1 protein-coding gene is annotated in these 751 nt (G+C 56.6%); it reads right to left on the bottom strand.

Annotation, left to right across the window (positions count from 1 at the left end):
• Positions 1 to 751: hypothetical protein (locus ABD892_RS10330; protein ID WP_345195542.1), on the bottom strand; the 751-nt coding region annotated here is incomplete at both ends.

Below are 751 nucleotides of genomic sequence, written 5' to 3'. Positions count from 1 at the left end.
CCATACAATTTGATCTTGGTCGCCATGGTCGCATTCGCTGGCAGCTTGGTGGCCGCGATCTGTTCATGCAGATGCTTCAGGAATGGCAGGATGATCATCTTGCCGTAGCTGTAGAAGAACGACTTCAGGTGCCAGATCAGCATGTAACGTGGGTCACTTGCCCATGCCGGACGGTGTGCGGCATTGGGCCTCACCACCGATTCTTCCACGAACCGTGTCAGCGCATCCTGCACCGCACGACGATTCTTCATCAGCGCATGGAGTTCGTTGTAACGATCACCACGGATGCCGTCGGCCTTCAACTGTTCATACTCGGCCTGCTCCTCCAGCGTCAGTGTCTTGCCGTCCCAATCCCTGACTTCTTCCGCCGTGACATTCAGTTGCCCCAGGTATTTCTTCGCCTTGGCGTCACCGGCCAGTGCGTCTTCAGCCCACCGCTTCAGGGTCTGGTTGGCAACATGGGCGTTGGTGATCCGTGTGTACTCGGTCCACCACTCCTGAAAGTTCAGGTGGAACAGGTAATCCAGCGCCTTCTGCGCCTTGCCCGTGGTGTAGGTATTACCGTAGAGGTTCTGAAGGATTTCCTGCGACACCCGTTGTCCGATCAGACCCATGTCATGCACCTGCTGGACCAGCGCCTTGTATGCCTCGGGGTCTTTTTTCTTCAGCATCATCGCCTGTCGCATGTCGTTTGCTGCCTTCCACATGCCCTTGGCGTCACGGTTACGCAACACACCACCGGCAATATCCG

Source organism: Kistimonas scapharcae (assembly GCF_039540975.1).
Lineage (GTDB): Bacteria > Pseudomonadota > Gammaproteobacteria > Pseudomonadales > Endozoicomonadaceae > Kistimonas > Kistimonas scapharcae.
Note: the sequence above shows the minus strand (reverse complement) of the source record. Positions and strands in the feature narration are given on the sequence as shown.